The organism is Pelagerythrobacter aerophilus (assembly GCF_003581645.1).
Lineage (GTDB): Bacteria > Pseudomonadota > Alphaproteobacteria > Sphingomonadales > Sphingomonadaceae > Pelagerythrobacter > Pelagerythrobacter aerophilus.
Window position 1 is genome coordinate 326,629 of sequence record NZ_QXFK01000016.1, and the last position, 21,370, is coordinate 347,998.

Annotated in this window: 16 protein-coding genes and 1 pseudogene; 4 read left to right on the top strand and 13 right to left on the bottom strand. The window is 63.5% G+C overall.

Annotated elements, in window-relative coordinates:
* Window positions 1-317: 317 nt before the first annotated feature.
* Both D2V04_RS09870 and D2V04_RS09875 read right to left on the bottom strand, forming a co-directional pair.
* Window positions 318-1,499 carry an MFS transporter gene (locus D2V04_RS09870; protein ID WP_119513501.1) on the bottom strand — a complete coding sequence of 394 codons (1,182 nt, stop codon included), beginning with the start codon at window positions 1,497-1,499 and terminating at the stop codon, window positions 318-320.
* A gap of 15 nt (window positions 1,500-1,514) precedes the next feature.
* Window positions 1,515-2,549: an aldo/keto reductase gene (locus D2V04_RS09875; protein ID WP_119513502.1), complete on the bottom strand. Its 1,035-nt coding sequence runs from the start codon at window positions 2,547-2,549 to the stop codon at window positions 1,515-1,517.
* A 71-nt stretch (window positions 2,550-2,620) separates the two neighbouring features.
* Here D2V04_RS09875 and D2V04_RS09880 point away from each other — a divergent pair, with 71 nt between their 5' ends.
* Window positions 2,621-3,553 (top strand): LysR family transcriptional regulator, encoded by a 933-nt coding sequence (locus tag D2V04_RS09880; protein ID WP_182849723.1) that lies wholly within the window; start codon window positions 2,621-2,623, stop codon window positions 3,551-3,553.
* 176 nt (window positions 3,554-3,729) lie between these two features.
* On the opposite strand, the gene D2V04_RS09885 is transcribed toward D2V04_RS09880, so the two are convergent.
* The 6 genes from D2V04_RS09885 to D2V04_RS09910 form a co-directional block, all read right to left on the bottom strand.
* Window positions 3,730-4,983, bottom strand: coding sequence for a diguanylate cyclase (locus tag D2V04_RS09885; RefSeq protein ID WP_119513504.1), 1,254 nt, complete (start codon window positions 4,981-4,983; stop codon window positions 3,730-3,732).
* 189 nt (window positions 4,984-5,172) lie between these two features.
* Complete coding sequence (locus D2V04_RS09890) at window positions 5,173-6,135, bottom strand: PAS domain-containing protein (protein WP_182849724.1); 963 nt, start codon at window positions 6,133-6,135, stop codon at window positions 5,173-5,175.
* A 271-nt stretch (window positions 6,136-6,406) separates the two neighbouring features.
* Window positions 6,407-7,339 carry a Csu type fimbrial protein gene (locus D2V04_RS09895; protein ID WP_147391808.1) on the bottom strand — a complete coding sequence of 311 codons (933 nt, stop codon included), beginning with the start codon at window positions 7,337-7,339 and terminating at the stop codon, window positions 6,407-6,409.
* Complete coding sequence (locus D2V04_RS09900; protein WP_182849725.1) at window positions 7,336-9,942, bottom strand: fimbrial biogenesis outer membrane usher protein; 2,607 nt, start codon at window positions 9,940-9,942, stop codon at window positions 7,336-7,338. The genes D2V04_RS09895 and D2V04_RS09900 overlap by 4 nt, the downstream gene beginning before the upstream one ends.
* A gap of 13 nt (window positions 9,943-9,955) precedes the next feature.
* Complete coding sequence (locus D2V04_RS09905) at window positions 9,956-10,708, bottom strand: fimbrial biogenesis chaperone (RefSeq protein WP_182849726.1); 753 nt, start codon at window positions 10,706-10,708, stop codon at window positions 9,956-9,958.
* A 95-nt stretch (window positions 10,709-10,803) separates the two neighbouring features.
* Window positions 10,804-11,331: a hypothetical protein gene (locus D2V04_RS09910; RefSeq protein ID WP_119513509.1), complete on the bottom strand. Its 528-nt coding sequence runs from the start codon at window positions 11,329-11,331 to the stop codon at window positions 10,804-10,806.
* A gap of 732 nt (window positions 11,332-12,063) precedes the next feature.
* On the opposite strand from D2V04_RS09910, the gene D2V04_RS09915 reads away from it, so the two are divergent.
* Window positions 12,064-12,582 (top strand): helix-turn-helix transcriptional regulator, encoded by a 519-nt coding sequence (locus tag D2V04_RS09915; protein WP_182849727.1) that lies wholly within the window; start codon window positions 12,064-12,066, stop codon window positions 12,580-12,582.
* Here the strand turns inward: D2V04_RS09915 and D2V04_RS18430 are convergent.
* A pseudogene (locus D2V04_RS18430) lies at window positions 12,545-12,685 on the bottom strand (hypothetical protein); the annotation flags it as partial. The gene D2V04_RS09915 and the pseudogene D2V04_RS18430 sit on opposite strands and share 38 nt — an antisense overlap.
* A 332-nt stretch (window positions 12,686-13,017) precedes the next feature.
* Between D2V04_RS18430 and D2V04_RS09920 the strand changes: the two are divergent.
* The gene (locus D2V04_RS09920; RefSeq protein ID WP_228766355.1) at window positions 13,018-14,751 is read left to right on the top strand and encodes a GGDEF domain-containing protein; all 1,734 of its coding nucleotides are present in this window, start codon (window positions 13,018-13,020) and stop codon (window positions 14,749-14,751) included.
* Window positions 14,752-14,861: 110 nt separating this feature from the next.
* The gene (locus D2V04_RS09925) at window positions 14,862-16,742 is read left to right on the top strand and encodes a DUF885 domain-containing protein (protein WP_119513512.1); all 1,881 of its coding nucleotides are present in this window, start codon (window positions 14,862-14,864) and stop codon (window positions 16,740-16,742) included.
* A gap of 322 nt (window positions 16,743-17,064) precedes the next feature.
* Here D2V04_RS09925 and D2V04_RS09930 read toward each other — a convergent pair whose 3' ends face one another.
* The 4 genes from D2V04_RS09930 to D2V04_RS09945 are packed head-to-tail and all read right to left on the bottom strand — an operon-like array spanning window position 17,065 to window position 21,368.
* Window positions 17,065-18,048, bottom strand: coding sequence for an N-acetylglucosamine kinase (locus D2V04_RS09930; protein WP_119513513.1), 984 nt, complete (start codon window positions 18,046-18,048; stop codon window positions 17,065-17,067).
* The gene (locus D2V04_RS09935) at window positions 18,033-19,175 is read right to left on the bottom strand and encodes an SIS domain-containing protein (protein WP_228766356.1); all 1,143 of its coding nucleotides are present in this window, start codon (window positions 19,173-19,175) and stop codon (window positions 18,033-18,035) included. The genes D2V04_RS09930 and D2V04_RS09935 overlap by 16 nt, the downstream gene beginning before the upstream one ends.
* Window positions 19,162-20,442: a D-tagatose-bisphosphate aldolase, class II, non-catalytic subunit gene (locus D2V04_RS09940; protein WP_119513514.1), complete on the bottom strand. Its 1,281-nt coding sequence runs from the start codon at window positions 20,440-20,442 to the stop codon at window positions 19,162-19,164. The genes D2V04_RS09935 and D2V04_RS09940 overlap by 14 nt, the downstream gene beginning before the upstream one ends.
* Entirely contained in the window at window positions 20,439-21,368 is a 930-nt protein-coding gene (locus D2V04_RS09945) for a DMT family transporter (RefSeq protein ID WP_119513515.1), read from the bottom strand. Before D2V04_RS09945 ends, D2V04_RS09940 begins: the two co-directional genes overlap by 4 nt.
* Window positions 21,369-21,370 lie beyond the last annotated feature (2 nt).

Below are 21,370 nucleotides of genomic sequence, written 5' to 3' on the forward strand. Positions count from 1 at the left end.
GCTTCAATCATAGCCTGGTTCGACACTGCCAAATCATCGAAGCTCGCGCAACTGGCGCCCGCGCGAGGCGGCGCGGTATCGTACAGCGAAAGACGCCCCGACCGGTTCAATGCAGCCCTGCCGCGGAGGTCTAGACCTTGCTCGCTTGGGTCGAACATTGCGCAGGCGCGTCCGACGCCTTCACCTTCTCAAACCGCATCGATCATCTCGCCGCCTGCAAATGTCTTGTCGATGCAGAGTGGCCACCTGAAAGCAGACGGGCAGCTGACGGCTCAGCTTCGGGCGTATCTATGCGAACATTGCAAGGAAACGGTCCACTAGATGCCGCCCTTACAGAGCGGTCGTTCCGCAGAGCGGACCTTGGCGTGTTTGGAAAAGAGAAGCGCGGCAAGCCCCAGTATCGAGGTGGCGGCGCCCGCGAGTGCGACCGCCGGGTAGCCGAACCCACCGGCGATTACCGCACCGCCCAGCGCAGCTCCGATCGCATTGCCTAGGTTGAACGCGCCGATATTGACGGAGGAGGCAAGGTTCGGCGCATCCTCCGCAGCGGTCATCACACGCACCTGCAGCGGCGGCACGAGCGCAAAGCTGGCTACGCCCCATAGGAAGACCAGGACCGCCACCGGCATCTGAAACGGCATCAGGACAGCGAACGTGACGAGAATTGCCGACAGCGCGGCCAACGTAGCGATCAGCGTGCGGTCGACGGACTTGTCCGCGAATTTGCCGCCCAGCCAGTTACCGACCGTCAGACCGACGCCATAAGTCACGAGCATCGCGGTCACGAACGTGAGCGAGCCGTGTGTCTGCGTCCGCAGGATCGGTGCTATGTAGGTGAACACCGTGAACATCGCGCTCGACCCGATGACAGTGAGCGCGAGCGCGCCGAGCACCGGCGCGCGAGTCAGCACGCGCAATTCGTGGGCAATATCGCCGCCGGCGGGTGCAGGTATCGCCGGCAGGGTCAGGCGCAGCGCCGCCATCGTCACCAGACCGAGTCCAGCTATTCCCCAGAACGACGCGCGCCAGCCGAGATGTTCGCCCGCCCAGGTCGCGAACGGCACGCCGACGACGTTGGCGATCGTCAGCCCCATGAACATCGCCGCGACGGCGCCGGCGCGGCGCTCGACCGGGACGAGACTTGCCGCGACGATCGATCCAACGCCGAAGAAAGCGCCATGATTGAGCGAGGTGATGATCCGCGCGACGAGCAGCATACTGTACCCCTCGGCGACCGCCGACATGAGGTTGCCAAGCGTGAAGATCGCGGCGAGGCCGATCAGCAACGTCCGCCGTGGTACCCGCCCCGTGGTCAGCGTCATCAGCGGCGCGCCGATCAGCACGCCCAGCGCATAGGCACTGACCAGGAGGCCGGCGGCAGGGATCGAGACGCCGAGATCGGAGGCGATTACGGGCAGCAGGCCCATTGGTGCGAATTCGGTCACGCCGATACCGAAGGCGCCCGCGGCTAGCGCGAGTAATGGGGGATTGAGCTTCATGTGGGTTCTTCCAGGTCAGACCAGCGGCGGGTTGAGACGGGCGAAGCCCTCCTGCTGCCGATATGGAGTGTGGGGGTAGGGCGGCAGCACGTCGCTTGCCGCATCGAGTGCGGCGACCTGTTCGGCGGTCAGCGACCAGCCGACGGCACCGAGATTTTGCCTCAGCTGCTCCTCGTTGCGCGCGCCGATGATCACCGACGACACGGTCGGTCGCTGGAGCAGCCAGTTGATCGCGACCTGCGGTACTGTCTTGCCCGTCTCTTCCGCGACGACCTCGATCGCATCGACCACGCGGTAGAGGTGCTCGTCATCGACCGGCGGCGCGAACTGCTCGGTGTCGTGCAGTCGGCTGCCTTCCGGCACAGGGCGGTTGCGACCGATCTTGCCGGTAAGGCGCCCCCAGCCCAGCGGGCTCCACACCAGTGCACCGACGCCTTGATCGGCGGCGAGCGGCATCAGATCGGCCTCGTAGGCGCGGCCGATCAGCGAATAGTAGACCTGATGCGCGGCGAAGCGGGGCCAGCCGCACTGATCAGCTGCGGCCAATGCCTTCATGAGCTGCCAGCCGGGATAGTTGGAAACGCCCACGTGACGCAGCTTGCCCTGCGCGACCAGTGTGTCGAGCGTCGCGAGCAGCTCCTCCACCGGCGTGTGCGCGTCGAATGCATGGAGCTGGAGTACGTCGATGTAGTCGGTGCCGAGCCGCGTGAGCGACGCCTCGACCGCGGCGATCAGCCGCGAGCGCGACACGCCCCAGTCGGCCGGGCCGTCGCCCATGGGCAAGCCGGTCTTGGTCGAGATCAGCACTTCATCGCGGCGTCCGCGGATCGCTTCGCCGAGCACCTCCTCGGACGCACCGTTGGAGTAGACATCAGCAGTGTCGAACAAGTTCACCCCGGCATCGAGGCAGATGTCGATCAACCGCCGCGCTTCTTTCACGTCGCTGGTTCCCCAGGCACTGAACAAGGGGCCCTTGCCGCCGAAAGTGCCGGTCCCGAAGCTGAGCGCCGGAACGCGCAGGCCCGACGATCCCAATTGCCGATATTCCATGATCCGTCCTGTCCAGTTATGAGGGTGAGACATAAATGGAGGGCGCCCGAAGAGCTGGGTAGTCCGACTGGATGCGAAGGACTTTTGAGTTGGAAGCAAAGACGGCACGAGAGGATCGCGCACGGTCTCTGGAGTTATTCGCCACGGTGGTCGGCGAGGGGAGTTTTTCCGCAGCAGGCAGGCGCCTCGGCTTGACGCCGTCGGCAGTAAGCCGGGCCATCGACCGACTGGAGGAGCGGCTTGGCGTGCGGTTGCTGCTTCGCTCGACCCGCGCGCTCACCCTCACCGCCGAAGGACATGCCTATCTATGCGGCGCGCGCCGCATCCTCGCCGATCTCGACGATGTCGAGCAGGAGATCGCCGACCAAGGCGCACCGCGCGGTCGGCTGCGCATCAGCGCCGCCCTGTCGCACGGACGGCTCTGCGTGGTGCCGCTATTGGGCGAGTTCGTGCAGCGATATCCGCATATCGTGGTGGATATCGGTCTCACAGATGCGCTTGTCGATGTTGCCGCCGGCCAGGCGGATGTGGCGGTTCGTTTCGGTCCCCTGGCGGACAGTCCCTTGACGGCGCGTAAGCTTGGCGAGACGCGCCGCGTCATCGTTGCATCGCCGGCCTACCTTGCGCGCCATGGTACGCCGCAGGTGCCCGAAGATCTGCACGGTCATAATTGCCTCGGCTTCAACTTCCGCCGTGCCGAGCCGATATGGCCGTTCCGTAAAGAGGGGCGCGATTACGTGCTGTCGGTGACGGGGAACATCGAGGCCAACAACGGCGAAACGCTGGGCCAGCTCGCCTTGGCCGGAGCGGGCATCACGCGCGTGGGCGCCTTTAGCGTCGCCCGGGAGATTGCGAGCGGTCAGCTCGTTCCGATTCTGGAAACCTTCAATCCGGGCGATGTCGAAACGATCCACGCCGTTTTTGTCGGCGGAGCCAACACGCCGGCGCGGGTGCGCGTGTTCGTCGACTACCTGGCGGAGCGCCTGCCGATCCAGAGCTTGTAGCGCCGAACTGAGAGTAGGATCTCGATCGCCGATGGGCGCTTCGAGCTCACCCGATCGTGGCTTCCGCTGGCGCATAGGCTCGCGCTTAGAAGGGTGCCGCTCAACGAGGTGAATGTCAGCGGGACGGCGGGCGGGCATTACCGCATGGCTTCTCGGTCGATCGACGGCGGCGCTGACTAGCGGATGGGTAGCGGGGAGACCTGGGTCGCGGCGTATGCATGCTGCCTCTCAGCGAACTCCGGCGGGCGTTCGGCGGGCGGCGTCGGCGTCTCGCGCGCTTCGCCGAGGGCGAGGCTTACCCGGTTCCGGCCGCCGGATTTCGCACGATACAAGGCCGCGTCCGCCCGCCGCGACAGATCGAACAAGGTGTCGCCCTGCGTCATTTGCGCGACGCCGAACGACACGGTCACCATGCAGTCGCCATCCAGTTGCGCGAGGCGATCGGCCGCGAGCCGTTCACGCGCCGTTTCCGCAATACGCCGCCCGGCGGCAAGTGATGCGCCCGCAAGCAGCACGGCAAATTCTTCACCGCCCAGCCGGCTGACGATCGCCTCGTCGCTGACCGACTGCCGAAGCAGGGCCGCAACATGGGCGATCACCTGATCGCCCACGGCATGGCCGAAGCGATCATTGATCGACTTGAAATGGTCGATATCGGCAGTCACCAGCGTCAGCGGCTCGTTCGTACGTCGCGCGTGTGCCAGCATTCGTTCGGCGTGCAGATCGAAGCCACGCCGGTTGAGGATACCCGACAGTGCGTCGGTCTCCGATCGCGCCGCCATCTCGGCGGTGGTATCCCGCATCATCACCAGCAGCAGGACCAGTGCGAGTGCCACAAGCGTTACGGCGGCCATACTTTGGGACACTGCCGCGTATGTCGTCGCCAGATAACCCTGCGGCTCTGTGGCGGTCCCGATCGTCCACGCAATCAGGGGCTTGAGCAGATGAAGGGAGGCGGCCACTCCGTTCAGCGTGAACAGGAGCAGGTCCAGCGGCTGACGACGCTTCGAGCGGTAGATGACCAGTCCCACCGCCGCGTGCATCGCGAAATAGGGTAGCTGATACAGGAGCCCTCGCGCGGGCGAACCGTAAGTCAGCATGAAGATGACCGGTATCGCAAGCACACTTGCCATCCAGATCGCCGCCATGGTCCGCCACGGCGGCGCCGTGCCGTAGTGGCGCGCGATCCCAATCAGGCAGAACGTCAGAGCGAGGAGATAGACCAGGAATGTCCCGATCACGACGGGCGCGGGATCGGTTTGCCAGGGCAGGAGAAACTCGAGCGGAATGGTCACGATGCCGGTCGCGTAACCGATCGCCAGCCACCTCGCCCCCTGCGCCGTGCGGTTCATTGCGGCCACCACCCCGAACGCGAGCGCGAAAATGCCCGCAATGAACATATTGATGGCGAGAACGAACGCGGCAGTCATCGACCCACTCTTGATGCAGTCAGCAGTCCCTGTGCTTGATGAAGGCAAACGTCCGGTTAACCCCGCAGCGTGTTAACCCCGCAGCGTGTTGATTACCTGCGCGGGCCGTCCCGCGACGTTGCGGATCGGCAATGGCCGCTCAGCGCCCGGCGTGAACGGCCAACTTCGCGTAGTCGGCGCTAACCGGTTTCAGGTCGCCTCGTGCGGCGGCTGCACGGGAAAAATCGCCCGGACCGTGAACCGGTGATCTTCGACGCGGCGCTCGATCCGCCCGCCCGAAGCGCGCATGATCCGATCGATCAAGTCGAGGCCCTGTCCGCCAGCGCGCCGCGGCGCAAGCGCGGTCTCTTCCTGCCAGGTGAGTTGGAGTTCCCCGTCAGCAAGCTGCCCTGTGACGCGCACAGCAGTGCCGTCCTTCAATGCTCCATACTTCAAGCTGTTGGTCGCAAGTTCGCCGAACGCCAGCGCGAGCGCCTGCATGGTGGCGTCCTCCAGCTCGATTTCGGGCATCGGGCCGATTTCGAGATTGTCGTACACGTTACCGAGGAGAGTTACGACTTGCTTCAGTGACTTGTTCGGCGCGGAATCGAGAACCAGCTCCTGAACGCGGCCCAACTGAGCAAAGCGAAACGCAACTTCGTCGGCAAATGCCTGAAGTTCCGGTTTGCCGCGCGCGCCCATGTGCACGAGCGCGGATGCGATCGCCATGGCGTTTCGCAAGCGATGCCGCATCTCGGCGCTCACCGCCTCGGCCCGCCTGCGTTCCTCGACCTCGGCGGTCATATCGCGTGCGATCACGAGCAGGTACTCGGTCGCTTGCGCCAGCCGAACCGGGGTGACGGTCACATCCCACCAGCTCGGCTTGCCGCCGATCGTTCGCGAACCGGTAAAGCGTGCCACTTCGCTTGAACGCGCTTCTTCCAGCGCCTGCTCGACGACCGCGCGCATTTCGCCCGGCCAGCGTTCGACCCACCGTTGCCCGATCAGTTCGGCAGGTGCGCGAAGCTCCATCGCAATGGCACCGCGCTCGTTGACGTACCTGATCGTTCCATCGGGATCGAGCAGCTTGATACAGTCGTGGGTCTGGTCGAGAACCGCACCGAGCAGCGGCCCGAACTCGTCAAAGGCGCCAAGCACTTCCCTCGGGATCATCGGATTTCCCCTGTTTACACCACTGTGCAACAAAATGGCGTAATTGCAAGGGATTACACGGCGCGCAAAGAAGCGGGCCGCGGGTTGGCGCGCCGTCTGCGCACGGCTGCCCCCAGATGCGGCCACCGTGCGCCTCGACGATCGTATGCGAGATCGACAGGCCCACCCCGCCCGCCCGCAGCGGGCAAATCGCGAGGCGCCTGGTCGCATACTTGTCCCTTTCAGCCTTGGCGCGAGGGGGGGCGCTTCGGCCGCGCTGCGGCGCGGCGCGTCAACCGTCCACGATGAACACGACCGTCAGCGTATCTTGGTAATTGCCGGCGGCGGCGTTCACATTGGCGGGAACCGTGATACGCAACGGCACGGGCAACTGGGCCGAGCCGGGCGTACCGATCTGATAGGTCGCCAGCGCATTCTGGAGATCGACCTGCATACCGCCAACAGACAGGTGATACGCAATGCCGGGCGCTCTGGCATGATGGGCGAGCATGCCCCGATTAGCCGAGTCAAACCGTGCGGCAACCGGCGCGTTGCTGCGGACCGTGAAATCCAGGGTGCGGTCGACGCCGGCAGTCAGATCGCCTAGATCCACGCTCATCGCATTGGATCCGGTGCCGGCCTCCATGCTGTCCACCTCGAGGACGGCAGCGACGGGGGCGACGACGCTAACCGGCGCTTGATCGGCAAGCTCCGGACCAGCCGGATCGTCGCGGAACAGACGCAAGATCGATTGGCCCGAATACGTGCCACCAGCCACGAATTGTCCAGGCGGGATCGTCACATACAACATGGCTTCTTGTGCGCCGACCCCGGCCCCGAATTGGCCGGGCAGGCGGGAGAATTGGTTGCCCGTGTAATCGGGGGAGAGCAGGGACGGGCCACTGGGTTGCCGCAGGATGTCGAACCGTAGGCTACCCTCAGGACCGTGCAGCGTGTTGTCGCTCGCTTCGTTCGGGGCGGCTGTGAGGAAGTAGCGACAGGGCCCGCCTTCGTGCCTGATCGACACGGTAGCGACCTCGATCGTCTCATCGGGGGCGAACACCTCGTATCCTCGGCCGAAGGGTCCGTGCCAGGAAATTGCGCTGTCGACCTCCATTTCGAGGCGGCAGGTAGCGTCGAACGGCAAATCCTCGGCCAATGCGGGTGACGCGACGAGTGCGCAGGCCACAAGACCCGCACGCACATTCGGCGATTTGAGTGTCATAGGTCGGTTCCTTCTGACGGGGCCGCGACATCGAACGCGATCGGATCCTCGATCCGGTGAATGCCGACGATGTCGGGCGGGATGATGAGCGTTGTCTCGAGTGTGGTATCGCCAAGGCGGATCGTGAGCTCGTAAGTCTCACCGGCCATGGCTCCTTCGAGGAAAAAGCGCCCTCCGGCGTTGGTGAATAGTTGCAGTGACCGCTCGTCGGGTTCTGCCTTGACGCGCCGCGCTTCGCCCGTGGCGAATGCCAGGGGCGTGCCGCCGCGGCCCACCAGCGTACCGACGGCGGAGACATTGGAGCCGCTGCCGACCTGGAGCCGATACCCGCTGCGGTACCCCGGCCGGATAGCGAACACCTGACCATCCAGGGACGTGCCAGCAGGCGCTTCCGGCGCATCCACTTCGAGTGTGCGGTTGAAGTAGGGCGGCAAGGACGGGACCACCGCGGGTCCGAGGGCGCCGCTGTAGGCGGAGTAGAGCGTCTTGGTCGAGCCGAAGCCGCGGCGAGGCTCGACCGCGATGCGGTAGTCGGCCGCCCGTTCGTCGACAGAGACGATGGCAAAGCTGTTGCTGATCGGCCTGCCCACAGCGAACGCGCCGTCCGCCATCACCAGCGATGTGCCGAACGTGAAGCCGGTGTGGAGCTCGCGCTGGCCGCCATCGGAGGCTGCGCGCACCTGCTCGATGCCGGCTTCGAACCGGTTGCCGATGTAGTTCAGGCGCGCGTATTGCCGGTCGTAGTCGTCGCGTCTTTCCGCGCCGGCGCTGAAGCCCATCGCGCCCACGCCCAGGGAAGCCAGACGATTGTATTCGACACGCGCTGCATTGTCCTCGCTTGTGTAGCTCGCGCTTGCCGTTCCTTTCCCAATCGGCATCGAGAGGGAGGCGCGCACCACAAGCCCCTTTCTTTCCGTATCCTTTTGATACTCCGCCCCAAATGCGACCGACCCGAACCCGAACTGGCGTGAAAGGGAGCCGCCAAAGTAGTACCGTTCACCGAACTCGCGCGCGTCGTCGTAACCGCCGTAAAGTTGGGCGCGCGTAACGGGTGAGATCATCTGGCCAATACGTGCCTGTGCCGACATGCGCATGATGGAACTGCCGAACAGCTGGTTGAGCGTCCGATAGTCTCGTCCCGACACGATGACCTGAGCGTCGATGGCTCGACCGCGTACGGGGTCGGAGTCCCTCCACGCGTACTGAAGAGAGGCGCGCGAACTGTCGAGCGACGGGGCGCGGACATTGGTGGCTGCGTTGATTGCGAGCGAACCGACAGGCGAGGCCCAGATGACTTCGCCTCCTACGGTGTCGAAGTGCTCGTCGCCTTCCCAGTTCAGGCCGGCGGTGAGCGTGGGAGTGAGGCCTTTGCGAACATAAGCCAGCACGTTGTAATTGCCATCGTCGTACGTGCGTATGCCGTTCTCGTCACGGTAGGGAAAGCCGACGTTCACCGCGAAATCGACCAGGCCCGGTTCGAGCAACTCGATATCGTAGAATGCCGGAAACAAGAGAATTTCGGTGCGCCCGCTGGCGTACGTGATGCGCAACTCGATATCGTTGGCGGCAGACGGCACGAGAGGCAGATCGCGCAGGTTGTATCGTCCCGCGCCCAAGGTGAACGTGCGCACGGGCGCGCCGTTGAGGACGACTTCGACGCGGGCGGGCTCGTCGAGTTGGAAGCCCTGTTCGGCGGTTGGCCGGATATTGCGATAGGGATCGATGGGAAATTCGCGGAATACGGCCAACCCGCCAATCCTCGGCGCCAGCTGATAGGGGCGTCTGGCGACGCTGAGGTCGCCTGCCTCGAAGCGGATCAAATTCTCAAGATCGTCGTACGTCAGCCGCACATCGCGCCGGCTGAACTCCCGGTCCCGGCGCTCGTCATAGCGGAACCGTGCCTGGGCAGCGAGACCCATGACGTTGGCGCCGACGTCTATGTCGGAGGCAAATCCGCTGAACCCTTTGTCACGGTTCGTGGAATCCTCGATCAGATCGATCCCGGCGCGCGCCGAGATATAGGCCGAGACGTCCGCCTGCGGCACGTACTCCAGGTTTGCGCGGCGTCTCGCTCCGCGCAGCAACAGGTCACGGGCGGTCCGCTGCTCGGGCGGTATCGTGATGCGCAGGACGAGCTGCCCCGGATCAAAGTGCACTGCGAAACCGAGATCGCGCAGATCCGAGAAGCGCACCACCGGCTGCTGCGCGAGGTTCTGGAGACGTGCGGCAGTGTCGCTCAGGGCGACCGGGATCAAGGCTGCCCGCAAGAGAGCCGTGGCCACGGTGCCGTCATTCGCGGGGCCCGGCGTTATCTCATACTCGCCGACATTCACCTGATCGACGATCACGCTGTAGTTGCCTGCGGCGAGGGGTGGGCGCTCCTTGCCGAAGACCTGGCGGAACAAGGCGTCGGCATCCATCTCTGCCGGGTCTGCGGCGCTGGGCGGAGAGGTAGGGGGTACGACGTCTCCTGAAGAAGATGCAGCTTCCTGGCCGTCCGCTGGTGCCGGCGGGGAAGGGGCGTCTCCCTGTGCGAGCGAAGGCTGTGCGTAGAGCGCGCCGATCACGATCAACCGGAAAATTGCGGGAGGAGCGGACCGCATCGGCGCGCACCGATCACTGAAGGACGACGTAGCGAGTGTCCAGTTCGCCGGTCAGCGGGCCGGAGGACAGGCCGGGCGGAGCGGCGATCCGGACGACCCGCTCAGCGCCCGGAAGGACATTGAGGGCATCGAGCGGCTGAACCTGCTCGCCCGAAAGAACCATGGATTCGCCCGAGGCGCCCCTGATCGTGACCCGTGGGGTCTCCAGAATAGCGCGCATCGTACCCTCGGAAGCTATGCGCAGCTCCAGTTGCTCGGATCCATCCTCGCCGGTTACGCGCGTGATCGAGATGAGGCGGGCGGCTGGCTCCGCATTGCTGGGCATAACGTAGAGCGCAGCTTCGTAGCGGTAGCGAACGGTGATATCGGCGTTGCTGCCGGCCTCGATCTCCTGCGTGAGCTTGATCGGCAATTGCTCGGTTACGATGCGATACGCCAATTCGCGCGCAGGCGCAGGATCGCCGACCCATTGCACCTTGAAGCTTTGGCTCGTCCGCGGCGGTATTACCATCTGCGGAGGATAGATCAGCAGATCCTCGTCCTCGGGCGTGAGAGTGTCCTCACCATTGGGCATCTGCTGGCGCCGATATGCGCGCACCTCGATGGCGATTGGAACCTCATGCGAATTCGTAATGACGAGGGTCTGGCCCGATCCGGCGCCTGTCGGCGACAACTGTACCACGATCGGCCTGAGGTCGTAGGCCGCGGCGGGCGCGGACCAGATCAGTGCGGCAAGCGTCAGGAGCGCTGCAAGCCTTTTACGCATCGATGTCATCCCCGGACTCCCGCGTGACGAGCAAGAGAAAAGAATGACCGGGAGGGTTTTGCCCTCCCGGTCGTGGCCCACGAAGGGCCAGGGGGTCAGTAGTTCGCGGCGAGCGTGATGGTCAGTTCATCCTCGTACGTACCGGCCACCGCGTATTCGGACAGCGAGTCGAACGAAAGGTCGAGGTTGCCCGTGCGGGTCCCTCCGTTCGTGAGGATGTTCTGCCAGTCATTGTTCGTCACGATCACGACAGGCGTGGCTTGCATCGACGCGGAGTTGGTCGTCGTCGCGCCGATTCCCAGACCGAGGAAGCTCGCTTCGACGTCGTAGTCGATAAGAACGGCGCCCGAGCTCTCGTTATGGCGCATGCCGCCGTTCAGCGATTGCAGCGACACGGTGTAAGGCGAGTTGCACGAGTAGAGGATCGTGAGCACGCCCTGGTTGCCGGTGTCGAGCATGTCGACATTGTAGCTGCCGCTGCCTTCGGGAACGAGCTCGCAGTTGCTCGCGACCGACCCGGAAAGCGCCACGGTGTAGGATTCCGAATCCTGCGCCATGGCGGGGGTTGCAGCGAACAGGGCGGGGACGGCGACGCAGGCGGCGAGTTTAGCAAACGTCTTCATGGTAGGTTCTCCAACTAGCTGTTGCACACTATGGAGAGTCCCCGCCGTCGACGACGGCGACCTCGTGCTCCTCCCGCCCGGCAGGCGGGTTTGGGACGATCATCCGAGGACGAGGATTGCTCCGCCTCAAGCATAGGCAAAGCTTTAACCACGACGAGCGGGCAAAGGACTCCGACTCGCGTCGTATGAGACCCGGCGCGTACACTTGTTGTGATGTCAAGAGCACCAATCGAGGCAGTTGGCGCGATTAAGATGTTAGTTTTATCTTTAGCGTGTGATTTACGCTTTTGTTCGCGAAATCACCTTGCTAGAAGGAGGGTGTTAGCTTTGGTTGCTTGACGGCGTTTAACGCGCCTGTCCAGCAAGGTGCTTTTGCAGTTGCCGCGGTGTGTCGACAATGACTGCGAGACACATGGCGGGGGTTGGAAAGCCCATGCCGTCCCGGAGCGGAACGCGTCCGTTCGCGAGAGTTTCGCTGTAGCCGTGGGCGGGTTTAGAAAAAAACGAGAACCCAAACGGGTCGCATTCGATGGGGGCAGTTGAGCTAGGCAGCTTGCTGAACCCCGATGTGGATGTTTGATGCCAACGGGGGTTAGCATGTCTCAAGCTCTCAGGGTGCTTCTCGTTTGCCCGACTGGGCTCCTGCGTGAAACTATCGTCGACGGCCTCGAGGGATCGGTCCGGGAGGTTCGGTGCGTCGATACTCTGCGTGAACTTGTTCCCGAAACCGACGTGGGGTTCGATGTCGGCCTCTATGTTGCTCCCGAAACGCGCGGTGTCCTTGCCGCGCAGGATGCGGACCTGCTCAAGGGAGTGGGCGCGCACAACTGGCTGGTGTTGAGCGATCAGCGGGATAACCCCATCTACACGCGGTTGATGCGCGATCAGATGCCGGCTTGCGCCGTGCCGCTCGAGGTGTCGCGCCGTGAACTGCCGCACCTGGTGGTTCTTGCGACCCGCAGCAGGCGCTTCTGCATCCGTGCGCACTGCGATGCGTGCCCGTCATCCCCCGTGCAAAGCACCGTCGGTGCAACGCTCAACGACCAGCAGTGGCAGCTCATGCGCTACCTGTCGGAAGGTCTGTCCAACAAGGAGATTGCACGGATCGAGCGCTGCACGGAAAGCAATGTCAAAGTTCGCGTGCGCGGGCTTCTCGACCGAATTCACGTGACCAACCGAACGCAGGCTGCGGTAATGGCGGCACGCGCAGGCCTCAGCTACGACCGCCGGCAAGGCAGCCAAGCTTACTAGGTTTCGTGGACAGTTTGAAAGTTGTCGAGACGACCGAGCTGCCACCGTCGCTGAAGATCAGCCCGTAGCTATTTCCGACCTCGCTGAAGGACACGAGAGCGTCAGGACATTCGACAGCTCCGCCGGACTAATCGGAACGTCTCCTTTGGAGCGCAAAGAGTGATAAGCCATCCCCTTTGGCAGACGCTACCGTCAGCTTGCTCCCGTTCCTCGCGGTGCAGCCCCACAGCTTCTGACTCTGAAACCCGCTACAGATTCAGCGTCCTTCGCGTGGCGCACTCGTCTCGCGACATGTTCGCGCTCAAACCTGGAATGCCGGTCGTTCTTTGAACAGAGGCGATCTTTGCGCATCCGGTAAAGTTTTCCCAAGATATGGATGCGAGAATACTCGCCATGGCATCGGTGGGGAATTGCCCGATCCGTGTGTGGGTTCGGTTGCTGCTTGCGCTAACGGGCGCGGTAGCCCTCTGCGGTCCGGCTCCGGCCGGCGCGGCCACGCTGCGCATCAATGAATCGATGTGTCATGCCGTGAGCGATCTCGGCAAGGGCGATGCCGAGATTAACGCTCTCCGCTATGTCTGCGCCGGAAGCCCCGACGATTATCAGCAGCGCAGTCTATGGCTCCGCACCGATTTGCGGCAGATCGGGGTTGGGCGCGGAGGGGCGGCGTTGATGGTTCATCATTCGCGCTTCGACCGGCTTGCCGTCGCCTTTTCCTATGCGGACGGGACGGTGCGCTGGCAGCAGGTGCGCCACGGAAACTATGGATTGCACTGGCGCACCGGCGGTCAGATCGTGTTCGAGGCCCCGGAGCGCTCGGTGCCTCTCATAGCGGTGACGATGCGCTTCGATCGGCTGGCTAGCCACGAACTGGTGCGTGCGCATTTGCTTTCGAGAGATCAGAGCGGCTTGCGATCGGCGGGCATGGCCGCCGTCGTAGGCGCCGCGCTCACACTTCTCCTCGTCAGCTGCATCTACAGTCTGTCGCTCGCCATCGCCGTCCGCCGCCAGTATTTGGCTTGGCAAGCGGCGTGGGCGGCCGCGATGCTCTTATGGGGCGGACTGTGGTCGCAGGTTCACCTTGCCTTGCTTCCCTCGATGGCAGGCACGGTTTCGGCGCGGATATGCACCTTTCTCGCCTGCCTTGCTATTGCGTTGGCGACGGCGAGCGCGGTGACCGGGCTCGACCGCAGCGGGATTTCGCGCCGCATCAGAGTTGCCACCTTAGGCCTCGGTTTAACCGTTGGCGTCGCCGGCATTCCGCTCGCATTGATGCAGAGCGGCGATATCGACCGCTGGGCGGATCTTCTCGGCCTGGTCATCTTGGGCGATCTTGTTGCGGTGGCAAGCTGCCTGCTCTGGGCTTGGCGGCGGGGTTCTCCCGAGGCGCGCGATTTTGCAGCGTCTTGGGGACTGCCGATGGCGATCCTCGCCTTTATCAATCTGGTCGATGTCGATGACAACTTCTGGGGCGGCGGGTCGAAGCTTCTGATCCTGGTTGCCGCGACCTGGCAAGCGCTCTGGCTTTCCGCTGCGGCGACGCGCCGCCTGGCACACCTGCGCATCGAGCGTGACCGCGCCCGCGCGGCCGAGGCGCAAGCGCGGGAGTTGGCGGGGCGCGACCCGTTGACGGGTCTTTCCAACCGTCGCGGTTTCATCGAAAACGTAACGTCGTTGCTCGACCGGGCGCGATCGGATCGATTGCCGGCAGCGTTGCTCGTCGTCGATATCGATCGCTTCAAGTCGATCAACGACATCTACGGCCATGAGGCGGGCGACAAAGTGCTATGCACAATCGCGCATCGCCTCGCACAGTGGGAAGGTCCAGCCTGTGCCGCGGCCCGCCTGGGCGGCGAGGAATTCGGAGTGCTCGCGATCGGGATGGAAGGGGTTGCACTGGATCGGTTTGCGGAAAGCATGCGTCGCGAAATCGCTGCCTGCGATCACAGCGAGACGATTGGCGACAGGCTCGTCACGGTCAGTGTCGGCGTCGCCGAAGTGCAGCCCGCCTGTGACTTTCAGCGGCTGTACCGCATCGCGGACCACGCGTTATATGAAGCGAAACATGCTGGCCGTGACCAGGTCGTGCTGCAACGCTTCGCCAGCGGCGTTGGCTCAACCTCCGACTATCCGATGGAAGATCTTCGCCTCGCCGGCACCGCCCGCTGAATTCCTGGCAGTGGGGATCTGCCGGCAGACCTGTCCCTCAATGAGGTGACGAACAAGTCTGTTGCAAATCGGCTGGCACTTGCGAGAACGCTCCGCAACGGAGGATCATCATGAAGCTCAGATCAATCTTGCTTGTTGCGACTGCGGGACTTGCCGGCTGCACCGTGCCGTCGGACCGGATCGCGTCCGCGCCGGCGTCGCCCGGCGCCGCTGCTGCCCCGGCATCAGGTCTCCCGGCCAGCTCTGCGCCCACACAGGCGTCCGAGGATGCGCGGCTGCTGGCCTTGGTCGATGCGGCCTTCGACGAGGCCGTGGCGCGCAGCCCCGAGGCGCTCACCAGCCTTGGCATCAAGCAGGATTACGGACGTCTTGACGACCACACCGATGCGCACCGCCTTGGGGACGTAGCCCTCGCCGAAGCGCACCTGGCGCGCATCAAGAAAGAAGTCGACTATGAGGCGCTCAGCCCCGAAGGCCAGCTCACTTACGACTTGTTCGAGCGGGAAGTGGAGCGTGACCGGCGCAATCTCGAATGGCGCTGGCACAATTTCATCTTCTCAACCAATGGCAGTCCCGCAGGTGAGATTCCGGCCTTTCTGATCAACCAGCACCGGATCGACACCGTAGCCGATGCCGAAGCATATGTGTCGCGGCTGCGCGAAGTCGAGCGAGTGATGTCGGAGGTCTCGTCGAATATCCGCACGCAGGCGGACAAAGGTATCGTGCCGCCCAAGTTCGTGTTCGCCCCGGTTCGCGCCGATGCCCAGAAGGTGCTGGAAGGCGCGCCTTTCGAAGACGGCCCTCCCAGCACACTGCTTGCCGACTTTACCACCAAAGTCGAAGCGCTCTCGGCTCCGCCTGAAGAGAAGGCGCGGCTGATCGCTGCCGCGCGCGAAGCGCTGACCGGCCCATTCAGGCGCGGCTATGACATTTTCTTCGCTGCGATGGATGCGGTCGAGCCGCAGGCGACCAGCAATGACGGCGCCTGGCGGTTACCTCGCGGCGACGAGTACTATGCGAACAATCTGCGTAACTCGACCACGACCGAGCTGACGGCCGATCAGATTCACCAGATTGGTCTCGACGAGGTCGAACGGATCCATGGCGAGATGGAGGCGATCATGGCGCGGGTCGGCTTCGAAGGCACGCTCCAGCAGTTCTTCCAGCACATCAAGACTGGGGAGGAGTTCAAGTATCCGAACACCGAGGCAGGCCGCGAGCAATATCTTCAGGATGCGCGTGGCTTCATCGCCCAGGTGATGGATAAGGCCCCGGAGTACTTTCACCGTCTGCCCGAAGCGGAACTGGAGGTTCGCGCGGTGGAGGAGTGGCGCGAGGCCACCGCCTCGGTCGCGTTCTACAACCGGCCCGCGCCGGACGGTTCGCGGCCCGGCATCTATTATGTGAATCTTGCTGACATGACCCAGGTGCTCAAACCCCAGATCGAAGGCATCAGCTATCACGAGGGGGCGCCGGGGCATCACTTCCAGATCGCCCGCGCGATGGAGATGGAGGGGCTACCCAAGTTTCGTCGCTTCGGCTTCTATGGAGCCTACATCGAGGGTTGGGGGCTCTATGCCGAGCGACTGGGCCGTGAGATGGGATTCTATCAGGACCCTTATTCCGAGTTCGGCCATCTCAGCTTGGAGCTCTGGCGCGCCGTTCGGCTGGTGACCGACACCGGGCTTCACGCCAAGCGCTGGTCGCGCGAGGACGCGATCCGCTACTTCCAGGAGAACTCCCTCCTGTCGGAACGCGACATCGTCAAGGAGGTCGAGCGCTACATCAACTGGCCCGGTCAGGCGACCAGCTACAAGATAGGGCAGCTGAAGATCCTCGAACTGCGCCGCAAGGCGGAGCGAGCGCTGGGCGACAGGTTCGACGTTCGTGATTTTCACGAGGTTGTGCTGGGTAGCGGCCCGCTGCCGCTCGATGTGCTGGAGGAGCGGATCGACGCTTACATCGCGAGTTTGCAGACCGGACGGAGGTAGCGCGTCCGCAGGTAAGCGACAGATTCCCAGCATGCTCGTCAGTCACGCCTGTGGCTGGCGCGCTGCAGCGGGGCAGGCGCAGGTGGAGATCTCTTCCAGCCAAATGCGCCGCTCGTCCTAGGGAGGATCCGTTTCGGAAGGCGAGCGATGGTCATCCGTAGAGCAGAGCTCCGCAAGTTCGCCGTGGATTGCTAAAGCTTCGACGGTCGCAATGTCGGACGGACCGAAGCGCTTCCTTGGCCGGCGCGCTCGTCAACATGTGCATGGCAAGGGTCAGGGCCTCGCCATGCTGATTGAACGGCAAGCCTGATTTGGTGCGCCGTCAGCTCTTTCGCGCGTTGAGCGGGGATGCGTTTTCGCAAAGCCTGGCGCGCGAGGTCGCTGCACGTCGTACCGCGTACAGGGCGGCCCCCAGCGTCGGATCGGCGATCGGTTTTACGAACCGGTAGCGGGAATCCATGCTCGTCAGCCTTCTCTTAAAAGGCGCGGTGACCAGATCACCTGACCGGAACACGCCCCCGGACCAGGATACAGGTATGTGCTCCTCCGCCCCGAAGGCCAGCTCCTTCGCCACCGCGTGCACGATCTCTGCAAGTTCATTCGCGGCATCCCGGAAAATATCTGCCGCTGCCTCGTCCCCGGCGTTCGCCGCCGAAGCGACGATCTGGCTGAGCGCCGCGATGCTGTCGCGATTTCCCGCCGCACCTATGACATGCCCGCAAAGGTCGAGATCTTCCTGCAACGCAAAGTGATCGCGCAGCGCCTCCAGCAACGGCCCGCGTGGCGATCGGCCGTCGCTCATTCGGGAAAACAGCTGCAGACCTCGGGTCGCGATCCAGTATGCGGATCCTTCATCACTGAAAATCTCGCCCCAGCCGCCGGCTCGTGCGCTTTTGCCCCGGCACTCGCCATAGGCAATCGACCCAGTCCCCGAAACGATATTGATGCCATCTTGACCGCCCAGCGAGCCGGCCCAGCCGCATACCATGTCGTTGCCGACGGCGAAGCGATCGTGGCCCAGCATGTCGAGCGGAAGCTGCGCGATCAGAGGATCGATCCTACTGTCCTCCCCGAATGCCGGCAGGCCAAAAAATGCGAAGCCCAGCGCGTCCGGATCGGGGCAGACTTTGGCGACCCCCGAAATTAGCATGTCGGTCAGATTCTCGATACCGATCTGCGGATAGTAGCTCGACCCCGCCAGATGCTGCGCAAGTACTTTGCCCGAACTGTCGACCAGGGTAAATGCGGTCTTGGTCCCGCCACCATCGACGCCGAGGTAGATATCTTCGATCAAACCGTTTCGCATGCATAGAGCCTTACGCCCTGAACGACCCGATTGACCGTCCCGCTCACATTCGGATTGTCGGGTGTCAGGCCTGCATCGAGCGATGCGAAGACGCCGTAGACCTGCGGCGGGATGATGTAGGGATAGAGCAGTTCGGGGTCCTTTGCGTCCGCCATTCCTGGGACCAGGACGGCATCGTCGATATCGTCGATGGCGGACAAAGTGACAATCCGCGCTGCGTTCCCGTCGGCGATGAGTTCCGCGCGCAAATCCATGTCGTATGCCCGCGTCAGCGGATCGTTCGACATGAACAGCATCACCATCGTCCGATCGGTCACCATGGCCTTTGGCCCGTGACGGAAACCGAGCGGGGAATCGAAGCTGGTCAGGATCTTGCCGTCCGTCAGCTCCATCAGCTTGAGCGCCGCCTCGCGCGCTAGTCCCTTAAAGGGGCCGCTGCCGAGGTACACGACCCGATCGAACCGGGCCTTGGCCAGTTGCTGCATCATTGGAACGGTCGTCTGCAGAAGATTAGCGCAGCCATCCGAAATGCGCGACGGATCGGTCGGCTCGGGAGATAGCGCTGCCCAGGCAGCGTACATCATGGCCGTGAAGCTCGATGTCATCGCGAAACTTCGGTCGTGGGCGGCGTCCGGCAGCAGCACGGTCAGCCGGTTGTTCTTGCCCTGGCTGGCGATCGCGCCGCCAGCGTTGCAGGTGATGACGAGGTGGCTCACGTCGGCCACCAGCTTGTCGGCGATCTCGATGGCGCCCTTGCTTTCCGGACTGTTCCCGGACCGGCCAAAGGACACCAGCAGGGTCGGCGCATTGCTTCGCAGGTAGATGAATGGCGAACTGACGATGTCGGTGGTCGCCACGGCTTCCACTCGCGCCGCAACCTGCGCGTCGAGAAACGGAGCCAGGCACTCGCCGATGAACGCGGAGGTACCCGCGCCGGTCAGGATAATGCGTGCCAGCGGATCGGAAAGATACGGGCCTGCGAAGGCTGCGATCCGATCCTTTGTTGCCGCCATGATCGCATCGGTTTCCAGCAGCATTTCAGGCTGCTGCTCGATCTCGCGGGCAGTCCAGAGAGCGCCTTTCTCCTCCAGTTCCTGCTCGTTGTATCCAAGCCTAAGCATCGCCATTTTCTCCAGCGTCCGACGCTTGCAAATAGATATCCAGCGTTGCCATGACCTGTGCCATGGCCAGTTCGGCCGGATCATTGGTGATGGTTCCCTTGCGGAGCGCCACATAGGCGTGTGGCAGGTACTGGCTGACCAGCGGCAGCGGCGGCGGGGATGCGCGTAGATTGGCGAACATCTCCTCCTGCGCATCGGAGATCTGCGGATCGGGCCAGTAATAGCGGATGCGATCGCTGAGGCTGTACTGCAGGTCCAGCTGCAATTCGGCCCCGCTAGAATGATAGTATTTTCGCCAATTGCCGGGCTTGTCGTTCATTACCTCCAGTACCCGCTGCCGGAAATCCGATGCGCGCTCTCCCAGCATGTCGCGTTCCATGGCATCGAGAGCCCACAGCGCTTCGCGCAGCGCAAATGTCACGCCCGGGCCGACCTTAAGGATGGCGAAATGGTCGCGCACGAGAGCGGTCAGCGCCTCTTTGGTCTGGTAGTCAGTGGAATGCGCCTCGAAGACCATGCCGGGAACATCGTTCAGGGTGCGGCTGAGTTCCTGCGCAGCTTCGGGACGGTAATCCAGCACCTGGTGATGGTCGAATTCCACCCCGGGCTGCACCACCAGCGCGATGACGCGATCCCAGGCCTCGGCCGGGAACAGCTCCTTGTGCATGGCGATGGTGCCACGTGCGGCCTCGGGGGAGGTCACCTGCAACGGCTCCAGATCTTCCGTCGCGCCGCCCGGCACCGGAACCTCCGTCCCGATGACGTAGACCGGCGCCTGCGTCCCGGCATCGGCGTGGGCCGCTTCCGCCACCCCGCACAGCCGCGCAGCCCGCTCGGCAATCGTCTGCTCGGGCAAGGGGATCGGATCGTCGGCGCAAGACATAGAACAATCAAGATGGATCTTGGCGAAACCGGCACGGACATACTGGTCGATCAGTACATCGGCCCGCTCCATCGCTTCGTCCGCGGTCAGGGCGGTCCACGCGTTGGGTCCCAGGTGATCGCCGCCCAGCACAACGCGCTCGGCCGGATAATCTACGCGCTCGGCAATCTGCGAAACGTAGTCCCGGAAGTCCGCCGGCTTCATTCCGGTGTAGCCGCCATCCTGATTGACCTGGTTGGAGGTCGCTTCGATCAGGACGAAGGGCGCATCGTGCATTTGTGCATGGCGAAACGTGCTCTCGATCACCAGCGGATGGGCGGAGCATACCGAATAGATGCCGACCTCCTCGCCTGCTTTGTGGCGGGCAACGCGATCAAGCAACAGGTTCATGCGGGGTCTCCATCGTTTTGGGGTTCGGGCTCGTCGGCAGCCTCGGGCTCGATCGCCAGCAGGACGGAGGCGATCAGCGCCAGCACGAGACCGACGATCTTGAGCGGGCCGGGCACTGCACCCAGGATCAGCAGGGAGAGCATGGCCGTGACCAACGGGGCACCGGCGTTCGACAAGGGCGCAACGACGATCGCCTTGCCGTATCGGAAGGCGAAGACCAGCGTCAGTGCGCCGATGGCGTTCAGCATCTGGATGCCTGCCGCTAGCCATGGCCCGTCCGTTCCGTAATTGATCGGTTGCGTGAAATCGGTCATCGCATAGGCGACAGGCGCCAGCAGAAGGCCCGAGAGCATCATGTAGAAGAAGATGCTTTCCGCGCTCATGGTGTTGTTGGCCAGCTTCATGAAGAACGCCTGCATGCCCCAGCACAGCATGATCAGCAGCGCCAGCGGCGCCCAGCCAAGTCCGCCCACCTCGCCCGACAGCGAAAGATCGAACATCGGCAGTGCCATCAGCGCCAGTACGATACCCAACACGCCCAGCTTGCCGGTCCGCTCCTTCAAAATCAGCAGCGACAGCGTGATCGTGATGATGGGGGACAGCGAGATGACCGGAAAGATCAGGTACGGCGGCCCGCGGGTCACGGCATAGAACAGTACCAGCTGTCCGCCCGCGCCGAGAAGGCCGATCGTGAATCCGAAGAATATCGAGCGGGCGTCACGGTCCAGGCGCCATCCGGACATTGCCAACACGATCAGTGCGGGGGGGATCATGGTCAGCGCCCAGATGCAGTAGACCAGCGTTTCGGGAAAGCCCCGCTCAGCCGATATCCCAGCGATCGCTCCCCAAACGCCCCAGAGAGCGACGGTAGCGAGGGCGTAGACCAGCCAACTGCGTCCGGCGGCATGGGATGAAACTTGAGTCATGT

What these genes read in the sequence shown, in the direction of transcription:
- D2V04_RS09930 (WP_119513513.1), bottom strand. Translation starts at nt 18,048, where the DNA reads ATGCGAAACGGTTTGATCGAAGATATCTACCTCGGCGTCGATGGTGGC.
- D2V04_RS09885 (WP_119513504.1), bottom strand. Translation starts at nt 4,983, where the DNA reads ATGACTGCCGCGTTCGTTCTCGCCATCAATATGTTCATTGCGGGCATT.
- D2V04_RS09880 (WP_182849723.1), top strand. Translation starts at nt 2,621, where the DNA reads ATGCGAAGGACTTTTGAGTTGGAAGCAAAGACGGCACGAGAGGATCGC.
- D2V04_RS09935 (WP_228766356.1), bottom strand. Translation starts at nt 19,175, where the DNA reads ATGGCGATGCTTAGGCTTGGATACAACGAGCAGGAACTGGAGGAGAAA.
- D2V04_RS09905 (WP_182849726.1), bottom strand. Translation starts at nt 10,708, where the DNA reads ATGCGTAAAAGGCTTGCAGCGCTCCTGACGCTTGCCGCACTGATCTGG.
- D2V04_RS09945 (WP_119513515.1), bottom strand. Translation starts at nt 21,368, where the DNA reads ATGACTCAAGTTTCATCCCATGCCGCCGGACGCAGTTGGCTGGTCTAC.
- D2V04_RS09875 (WP_119513502.1), bottom strand. Translation starts at nt 2,549, where the DNA reads ATGGAATATCGGCAATTGGGATCGTCGGGCCTGCGCGTTCCGGCGCTC.
- D2V04_RS09870 (WP_119513501.1), bottom strand. Translation starts at nt 1,499, where the DNA reads ATGAAGCTCAATCCCCCATTACTCGCGCTAGCCGCGGGCGCCTTCGGT.
- D2V04_RS09925 (WP_119513512.1), top strand. Translation starts at nt 14,862, where the DNA reads ATGAAGCTCAGATCAATCTTGCTTGTTGCGACTGCGGGACTTGCCGGC.
- D2V04_RS09895 (WP_147391808.1), bottom strand. Translation starts at nt 7,339, where the DNA reads ATGACACTCAAATCGCCGAATGTGCGTGCGGGTCTTGTGGCCTGCGCA.
- D2V04_RS09910 (WP_119513509.1), bottom strand. Translation starts at nt 11,331, where the DNA reads ATGAAGACGTTTGCTAAACTCGCCGCCTGCGTCGCCGTCCCCGCCCTG.
- D2V04_RS09890 (WP_182849724.1), bottom strand. Translation starts at nt 6,135, where the DNA reads ATGATCCCGAGGGAAGTGCTTGGCGCCTTTGACGAGTTCGGGCCGCTG.
- D2V04_RS09900 (WP_182849725.1), bottom strand. Translation starts at nt 9,942, where the DNA reads ATGCGGTCCGCTCCTCCCGCAATTTTCCGGTTGATCGTGATCGGCGCG.
- D2V04_RS09940 (WP_119513514.1), bottom strand. Translation starts at nt 20,442, where the DNA reads ATGAACCTGTTGCTTGATCGCGTTGCCCGCCACAAAGCAGGCGAGGAG.